The organism is Roseobacter sp., assembly GCF_024639605.1.
Classification (GTDB): Bacteria; Pseudomonadota; Alphaproteobacteria; order Rhodobacterales; family Rhodobacteraceae; genus Roseobacter.
Map to the genome: position 1 here is coordinate 1 of NZ_JAHEHZ010000148.1, position 8,343 is coordinate 8,343.

At 60.2% G+C, this 8,343-nt stretch carries 9 protein-coding genes and 1 pseudogene; 5 read left to right on the forward strand and 5 right to left on the reverse strand.

The annotated features are described in order from the left end of the window. A pseudogene (locus tag Q0M35_RS15520) lies at window positions 1-1,637 on the forward strand (hypothetical protein); the annotation flags it as partial. 91 nt (window positions 1,638-1,728) lie between these two features. Here the strand turns inward: Q0M35_RS15520 and Q0M35_RS15525 are convergent. Together Q0M35_RS15525 and Q0M35_RS15530 are read right to left on the reverse strand one after the other, a co-directional pair. Then, window positions 1,729-1,953 (reverse strand): DUF2842 domain-containing protein, encoded by a 225-nt coding sequence (locus Q0M35_RS15525; protein WP_295316897.1) that lies wholly within the window; start codon window positions 1,951-1,953, stop codon window positions 1,729-1,731. A gap of 19 nt (window positions 1,954-1,972) precedes the next feature. After that, window positions 1,973-3,268 (reverse strand): adenylosuccinate synthase, encoded by a 1,296-nt coding sequence (locus tag Q0M35_RS15530; protein WP_295316898.1) that lies wholly within the window; start codon window positions 3,266-3,268, stop codon window positions 1,973-1,975. Between the two features lie 130 nt (window positions 3,269-3,398). On the opposite strand from Q0M35_RS15530, the gene Q0M35_RS15535 reads away from it, so the two are divergent. Together Q0M35_RS15535 and Q0M35_RS15540 are read left to right on the forward strand one after the other, a co-directional pair. Then, on the forward strand, window positions 3,399-3,794 hold the full coding sequence (locus Q0M35_RS15535) for a DUF6524 family protein (protein ID WP_295316912.1): 396 nt from the start codon (window positions 3,399-3,401) through the stop codon (window positions 3,792-3,794). A gap of 75 nt (window positions 3,795-3,869) precedes the next feature. Continuing rightward, entirely contained in the window at window positions 3,870-4,088 is a 219-nt protein-coding gene (locus tag Q0M35_RS15540; RefSeq protein ID WP_295316900.1) for a hypothetical protein, read from the forward strand. Here Q0M35_RS15540 and Q0M35_RS15545 read toward each other — a convergent pair. The 3 genes from Q0M35_RS15545 to nthA are packed head-to-tail and all read right to left on the reverse strand — an operon-like array spanning window position 4,085 to window position 5,681. After that, window positions 4,085-4,399, reverse strand: coding sequence for a nitrile hydratase accessory protein (locus tag Q0M35_RS15545; protein ID WP_295316902.1), 315 nt, complete (start codon window positions 4,397-4,399; stop codon window positions 4,085-4,087). The two genes, Q0M35_RS15540 and Q0M35_RS15545, sit on opposite strands and share 4 nt — an antisense overlap. Continuing rightward, a complete protein-coding gene (gene nthB / locus Q0M35_RS15550; protein WP_295316904.1) occupies window positions 4,396-5,070 on the reverse strand; it encodes a nitrile hydratase subunit beta in 675 nt (224 codons plus the stop codon). The genes Q0M35_RS15545 and nthB overlap by 4 nt, the downstream gene beginning before the upstream one ends. Next, window positions 5,067-5,681: a nitrile hydratase subunit alpha gene (gene nthA / locus Q0M35_RS15555; RefSeq protein ID WP_295316906.1), complete on the reverse strand. Its 615-nt coding sequence runs from the start codon at window positions 5,679-5,681 to the stop codon at window positions 5,067-5,069. Before nthA ends, nthB begins: the two co-directional genes overlap by 4 nt. A gap of 461 nt (window positions 5,682-6,142) precedes the next feature. Between nthA and secG the strand changes: the two genes are divergently transcribed. Both secG and Q0M35_RS15565 read left to right on the forward strand, forming a co-directional pair. Further along, window positions 6,143-6,508, forward strand: coding sequence for a preprotein translocase subunit SecG (gene secG, locus Q0M35_RS15560; RefSeq protein WP_295316908.1), 366 nt, complete (start codon window positions 6,143-6,145; stop codon window positions 6,506-6,508). Between the two features lie 189 nt (window positions 6,509-6,697). Then, a partial coding sequence (locus Q0M35_RS15565) for a CTP synthase (RefSeq protein WP_295316910.1) occupies window positions 6,698-8,343 on the forward strand: 1,646 nt, incomplete at its 3' end.

Consider the following 8,343-nt stretch of genomic DNA (forward strand, 5'->3'; position numbering starts at 1 on the left):
CGAGCTTTGAGGCCATGGGTGTTCAGAGCGACGCGAACCCGTCACAGGACGACGGGGTGGCGGTATCAGAGGACCCTTTGTCCGCAGTCACGCGGGACATTGAATTCGCGTTGGATGCAGATGACCAGTTGCTGTCTGAGGCGGGCTCTGCGGACGAAGCCGAAGAAGAGGATGATCTGAGTGCAGTTCTCAGCCGCATAGAAGCCGGCGCCACAGCAGAAGAGGACACGGCAACCGACGCCGGTGAAGCTCAGGGTACGGATCGAGCAGAAGACGAAGCGCAGAACGAGGATGATGAGACCACATTCAGCCAGCAGTTTTTTCAAACTGCCGACGACGACGAGACCGGTCATAACGCTCTTTACGAGGATGAACCTCAGTTGGTCAGAACAGATGCAGACGGCTTCGTGCCGGCGCCCGAAGAGATCATCAGCACCGGACGCGACGATGATCTGATTCTCACGGAAGATGAGCTTGCTGCCGATGATCTGCCGGAACAGCCCGCCGAAGACACCGCGCTGACCACCGAAGACACCGCTGCAGAGGAAGAGCTGTCCGATGAGGATGAAGAGCAGACGCTGGCCTCGGAGCACCCTTCAGAAGAAGCCTGTCAGTGGGATATTGCCGCTGAAGAAACTGCCGGTGCTGAAGACACTGCCGACGCTCAGGAGGCTTACGACGCTGATGATCGGGAAAATATTCTCAACGTGGAAGAGCCGCAATTCGCAGATGAGGATCACGCCGGTGACGCGCCTGAGGTGCGGGGTCCGGCAGAGGAGCCGTCCGCGGAAGATGAAGATCACGCTGTCACCGGTCGTGTGATGAAAGTCAGTTCCGCTGAGCTTGATGATGCTCTGGAATCAGGTGAGCTGGAAGAACTCAGCGAAGAAGACAAGGCCGGTGACATCGCCCGCGATGAAACCGGCAAGGAAGCCCATGGCCATGCCGGCCGGGCAAACCTGCCTGACATCAGCGGAGTCAGCGGCGATGATGTGACCCGGCTGATGGCGGAAGCCGACCAGCAGATGGAAGAGCCCGAGGGGGCAACGCGCCGCAGTGCCTTTGCCCATCTGCGCGCCGCTGTTGCCGCACGTTTTGCCGATAAAACAATGGGCTCCGATGCCGAAGCTGAAGAAACCGCCGAAGCCTACCGCAGTGATCTTGCCGAAGTTGTCCGTCCAAGACGCCCTGTCACCGATGGTATCGGCACGAACCGCCCGACAGACAAAAGCACTGCTCCTCTGAAACTGGTCGCCGAACAGCGGGTCGATACCTATGACGCGCGTGGCCCCGTTGCCCCGCGCCGGATCGCCGCCACGGTGTACGAAGATGAAGAGCGCTCAGAGGATACAGGCTTTGCTGCCTTTGCTGCTGAAATGGGTGCTACTTCGCTGCCGGATCTGCTGGAAGCGGCGGCCGCCTATATGTCATTTGTTGAAGGGCAGGAGGATTTCTCGCGTCCGCAGCTGATGACCCGTGTACGCCAGGCCTCAGAAGGCTCGGAATTCACCCGTGAAGACGGTCTGCGCAGCTTTGGCCAGCTGTTGCGGTCGGGCAAGATCGAGAAAATGAAGGGCGGACGGTTTGCGGCCTCGGAAGACATTGGCTTTAAGCCGGATGCGCGCGCCGCAGGCTGACGTACCGCCGGTTATTCACAGGTACACTCGATAAGATGAGCCGGCCCCCTTCGGTCGGCTCATCTGTTTCAGAACCTCGCGGAGAGCGAAATCAAGGCTCTTTCTGTTCCGGATCCGCCTGGCCAATCCCCTTGAAAACAAAACTGAACGGGATCGCCCAGACAATACCCAGCACGACATAGACCAGCAGTTCGACCAGAATGGACGGCCGTTCGAGCCAGGCAACCAGGTTCACTGCTACAATGATGTAGAGCGGCAGGCCGACCAGCAGGATCAGCAGGGACAGGCGGCGACGCGCTTTATAGCTCAGGGTCATTAAACCTCACATTCCGCGATCAGTCGGCAAAAGGATCAGTCACGAGAATGGTGTCTTCCCGTTCCGGTGATGTGGAGAGTAGAGCGACCGGGCACTGGATCAACTCCTCGACCCGTCGCACGTATTTGATCGCATTGGCCGGCAGATCCGCCCAGCTGCGCGCGCCTTCGGTGGATTCGCTCCAGCCGGGCACCTCTTCATAGACCGGCGTGCAGCGCGCCTGGTGATCCGCAGCTGTCGGCAGATAATCCATGCGGGTGCCGTCCAGTTCATAGCCCACGCAGATTTTCAGCGTTTCAAACCCGTCCAGCACATCGAGCTTCGTCAGCGCGATGCCTGTGACCCCCGAGGTGGCGCAGGTCTGGCGCACCAGCACCGCATCAAACCAGCCGCAGCGCCGTTTGCGTCCCGTTACGGTGCCAAACTCGTGGCCACGCTCGCCGAGACGCTGGCCGTCTGCATCTTCGAGCTCAGTCGGGAACGGCCCCTCACCGACCCGTGTCGTGTAAGCTTTGACAATGCCCAGGACATAATTAACGGCACCCGGCCCGAGACCCACGCCGGTTGCAGCCTGGCCCGCGATTACATTGGAAGAGGTCACGAAAGGGTATGTCCCGAAATCAATATCGAGCAGCGCGCCCTGCGCGCCTTCGAACAATATCCGGCGACCGGCTTTGCGTTTTTCGTTGAGCACCTTCCACACCGGTGCTGCGTATTCGAGGATGCCAGGCGCCACATCCATGAGCTTTGCCAGCAGCGCGTCACGGTCAACAGTCTCGATCCCGAGGCCACGGCGGAGCGGATCATGGTGCTGCAGCGCGCGATCCACGCGCGCCTCAAGTGTCGCCGGATCACCCAGATCGGCCACCCGCACAGAGCGGCGGCCTACTTTATCCTCATAGGCCGGTCCGATACCGCGCCCGGTCGTGCCGATCTTGGTCCCCTTACTGGCGGCCTCTTCGCGGGCGCGGTCAAGCTCTCCGTGAATGGGCAGGATGAGCGGTGTGTTCTCCGCGATCATGAGGGTCTCAGGCGTGATTTCAACGCCTTGCCCGCGGATCGCCTCAATCTCATTCAACAGATGCCACGGGTCCAGCACAACCCCGTTGCCGATCACAGAAAGCTTCCCGCCGCGCACCACACCCGAGGGCAGCGCGTTGAGTTTATAGACCTTGCCGTCGATCACGAGGGTATGGCCCGCATTGTGCCCGCCCTGAAACCGCGCAATCACATCAGCACGCTCACTGAGCCAGTCAACGATTTTGCCTTTTCCTTCATCGCCCCACTGGGCGCCAACAACGACAACATTGGCCATAGCGGGTCCTTTTCATCCGGGTTAAACCGGCGCCGGTATAACCATGGTGGTGCCGGTGTGCCATGGACATTTTGCGCCGCCGGAGGATATTTCCGGGCAACCCGAGGTGACAGGTACGAATATGGATGCAATGGGATTTCTGACACGGTGGCTTTTTGCCTTCGTTCTGCTGGCGGCGACATTTAATCCGACGCAGTATAATTACGTGCAGTGGGTGCGCGATTACGGGTCTCAGAACCTCTCCGTTGCGGTGCTGTCCGGCCTGCTTCTGACGGTTGGTTATGTGATCTATCTGCGCGCAACGCTGCGCTCGATAGGCGGGTTGGGTATGACGCTGGTTCTGGCGATCGTGGCTGCGGTAATCTGGGTTCTGCACGACATTGGTTTTATCGATCTGGCTCAACCCGGCATGAACGTCTGGCTGGGTCTTGTTGCTTTGTCGCTGGTGCTTGGCATCGGTCTGAGCTGGAGCCATGTGCGGCGGGCGCTTTCGGGCCAGGCCGATATGGACGATGTCGACGGATGAGCCGCGGTCCCGGCGCGCGCAGCGCCCCTGGTCCGCAGAGCTTCACATGCCAGTATCGCAGCAACGGAGCCTGAAATGACACGCAAAACAGACCGTCCGGAAGATTTCCAGAAATTCTACTATGCCAAAGTTGGCCTCGGCGAGGGCTGTGGTTGCGCCGAACGCGTGATCGACATGCATGAGTTCGACCGGCTCGCAGGCAAGCCGAAGCTGCGTCTGCCGCGCCTGCCGGCCAGGGGCAGCTTCAGGCGCTTTCTCAACAAAGCAGGGCTGACCTCGCGACCGCGAGGCTAGTCCGCCAGTTGCACCGGTGCGCCGTGTGGCGTGCTCAGATAAGCCGCTTCCCACCCTGCTCTGATGCGGGCGATCTCGTCCGGGGCGGCCAGACCACGGTCTGTGAGCATGCTTTCGAGGGTTTCAAGCCAGGCACAGAAATAATCATGGCCACCATCAAGGTCGCGGGTCAGACCGTGGCGTTTCAGCGTCGCACTAAAAGCCCGCACCCAGTCTGGCCAGGCGAAATGCCCCGCTTCACTGAGATGCACGGTCAGGGCAAAAACCTGCGCATGCCAGGGCTCTGAAAAGACGGGTTCAGGCGCGCTCATGCCGCGGGCTCCAGATAGCTCTGCCAAAGATCGAGAACCACTTCGTCGCCCGGATGCTCAGGGTGCGTCCAGAGTTCGGCGGCCGGAAACGCCACTGCGTAAAGCGGCTCGGCGGCGTCGCCCAGATGATGTGCCGAGCTGTCGGGCAGGATGTGCGTTCCGTGAAAGCGCAGGATGCGTCCGCGCGCACCGGCGGCATAGCCCGGCAGCCGGGTATGGCCTCCATTGACCAGCCGGTTACCATTGAGCCGTCGTGTGATCACGGCGTCCCCTGGCGCAAACTGCTGTGCGATATCAGATGGCCGGTCCGCCGGCCCGCCTGTTGCGAGCACGGATGCCACACGGTCGGCGGTCAGCATCCTGTCGTTTGTTCCGCTCTGAACCGGTGCCTGGCCGGACAGCTCTTCGCGGCTTACCAGACCGGTATCCGCCAGCAGGTCCGCAAGTCCTGCCATCCATTTCTCATAGTAAGAAAACCGCGCATAGTCTGTCGGCGAGAGGCTTTCGCGGGCGTGACGGGAGACATCGATGTTCCACTTTCCCAGCGCCCCGCAGGCCAGCGTCAGAGCCAGCGCCCGCGCATGCCAGTCTGTGTGAAATACCGGCGTTTCCGGTTCGGGCGTGACCGCACCGTCGCCGAAACGCCCGCCCATATCATGCGCCCGGCTCATCCGGTCCGCCCCGCGAGGGCGGTACCGATCATGCTGTCGCGGGTCACAAGCGCCATCAGCTCATCTTCCGACAACCCGTCTGTGCCGTCCGGGCGTTGCGGTATCACAAGATAACGCACCTCGGCCGTGGAATCCCAGACTCGCACAGCCGTTCCGGCAGGCAGAGTGACGCCGAAACCGGCAAGAACTTTGCGCGGTTCGCGCACGGCCCGCGCCCGGTAGGCATCGGATTTGTACCAGCCCGGCGGAATGCCCAGCAATGGCCAGGGATAACAACTGCAGAGTGTGCAAACGACCATGTTGTGCACCTCATCGGTGTTCTCAACTGCAACCATATGCTCTCCCTGACGCCCGTAATAGCCCATGCCGGCCACCACCGTGGTGGCGTCTTCCATCAGCGCTTTGCGGAACGCAGGGTCAGTCCAGGCCCTGACGACAACCCGCGCACCATTGCGGGGTCCGATCCTGTGGGCATAGGTATCGATGATCTCGTCCAGCGCTGCCGGATCGACCAGACCTTTGCGTGTGAGGATGGTCTCGAGCGTCCGGACCCGCAAATCAGGATCAGAAGGCAGAAGGCTGTGCGGGTGGTCGGAATGGTCATGCGGCATGCCCCATCATGACAGCGCGTCGCTCGGAATGTCCAGCAGGGCAGACCCGATTCTGAGGGCGGTTCCGGCCCCGCCCGGTAACATGCCGCCGGACAACAAAAAACAAACGTATCCGGATCCGCTTGTTTCGTGCTATGATTGTTGCACGGAAGCACATCTGTAGCGCCTCATTTCCAGGATGAACCTCTTAGAGCTTGCGCGAGAACACATTGCTTTCAGAAGACCGTTGCTTCGCGCGACGGTCTTTCCCTGTGAAGTCCTGAGATTCGGCGAAACGCTATGCGCGGCCGCGGTCGGGCGTGCCGCATCGGGACAAACCTGCGATCTGGTCGTGTGTACCGGGAAAACCGGAGCAGACAGCACAGCACCGGCACATGCGCCCTTTGCGCATTCCTCCCTTGCGAGCCGGAGCAAACTTGCCTAGATACCCCGAAAGCCCGAACCACAGCCCGAAGGTTTCAATGGAAAACGTCGTCCTGATCGTCCACCTCATTCTCGCTCTCAGCCTGATCGCAGTCGTGCTGCTTCAGCGCTCCGAAGGCGGTGGTCTGGGCATGGGCGGTGGCGGCGGTGGTGCTGTATCGGGACGTGCCGCGGCAACAGCCCTCGGCAAGCTGACCTGGCTGCTTGCGATTGCATTTATCTGCACATCTATCACGCTGACTATTTTCGCAGCCGAGAATGCCTCCGGATCTTCGGTTGTGGACCGCCTCGGCGTGACTCCGCCGGCACTGAACGAGCCCGCGTCTCCCGCGGGAACCGAAGGCGACGATCTGCTGCCCCCGGCACCCGGTGACAACGCGCCTCTGGTGCCAACGCTCGAATAAAACTAACCAGACCTTGCGGCATGCACGTAAAGCGCAACATCATGTTGCGGTGCAGCTTGCTTTTGACATGCGAATCCTGATACCCTTAAATCCCGTGGTGCTGTGAAACTTCATGGCCCGCCCGGACGGATTTTACTGGTTATCCAGGGTCTGCGCGGTCTCTGCTGACGACACGGGAGCTTTCAGAGCATGGCACGTTATATCTTCATCACCGGTGGTGTGGTTTCTTCGCTGGGCAAAGGGCTTGCATCGGCGGCTCTGGGTGCTCTGCTGCAGGCGCGCGGGTTTTCGGTGAGACTGCGCAAGCTTGATCCCTATCTTAACGTGGATCCCGGCACGATGTCGCCTTTCGAGCACGGCGAGGTCTTTGTGACAGACGATGGCGCGGAAACCGATCTGGATCTGGGCCATTACGAACGCTTTACCGGCGTCCCCGCCCGCATGACGGATTCGGTGTCGTCGGGACGGATCTATTCCACCGTGCTCGAAAAAGAACGCCGCGGTGATTACCTCGGCAAAACCATTCAGGTTGTTCCGCACGTCACCAATGAAATTAAATCCTTCCTCGATATCGGCGACGACGAGGTGGATTTCATGCTTTGCGAGATCGGCGGTACGGTGGGCGATATCGAAGGTCTGCCGTTTTTCGAAGCTATCCGCCAGTACAGTCATGACAAACCGCGCGGGCAGTGCATCTTTATGCATCTGACATTGCTGCCGTATCTGGCCGCATCGGGTGAGCTGAAAACCAAGCCGACACAGCACTCGGTCAAAGAGCTGCAATCCATCGGCATCGCCCCTGATATTCTTGTGTGCCGCTCCGAACAGCCGATCCCCGAGAAGGAACGCGAGAAAATTGCGCTCTTTTGCAACGTGCGCAAAGAGGCAGTTGTGGCGGCCTATGATCTGTCGACGATTTATGACGCGCCGCTGGCCTATCACGCACAGGGTCTGGATCAGGCGGTTCTGGATGCCTTTGACATTTCCCCTGCCCCGCGCCCGGATATGACCGTCTGGGATGATGTTTCCGACCGGGTTCACAACCCGGAAGGCGAGGTCAAAGTTGCCATTGTGGGCAAGTATACGCAGCTTGAGGACGCTTATAAATCGATTGCCGAGGCGCTGACACACGGCGGCATGGCCAACCGCGTGAGGGTGAAGGTCGAATGGGTCGATGCCGAGATCTTTGATGCGGCTGAGGATGTCGCGCCCCATCTGGAAGGGTTCCACGCAATCCTTGTCCCCGGCGGGTTCGGAGAACGCGGCACTGAGGGCAAGATCAAGGCGGCCGAGTTCGCCCGTACCCGCAAAGTGCCCTATCTCGGTATCTGCCTCGGCATGCAGATGGCCGTTATTGAAGCTGCGCGCAACGTGGCAGATATCGCCGCGGCCGGGTCTGAGGAATTCGATCATGAAGCCGGCAAGAAGCGTTTTGAGCCCGTGGTGTATCATCTCAAGGAGTGGGTGCAGGGCAACGCGCGTGTCAGCCGCAAGGTGGGCGACGACAAGGGGGGCACCATGCGGCTGGGCTCTTACGACGCCGTGCTGAAGGAAGGGTCGCGGGTCGCGGAGGTTTATGGGAAAACGTCTATCGATGAGCGCCACCGGCATCGCTATGAAGTCGATATCAAGTATCGTGAGCAGCTTGAGGCAGCGGGCCTGTGCTTTTCGGGAATGTCCCCGGATGGAAAGCTGCCGGAGATCGTGGAATGGTCGGATCATCCCTGGTTTATCGGGGTGCAGTTCCATCCGGAGTTGAAATCAAAACCCTTCGATCCGCATCCGCTTTTTCGCGATTTCATTCGCGCGGCGAAGGAAATCTCCCGCCTCGTTTA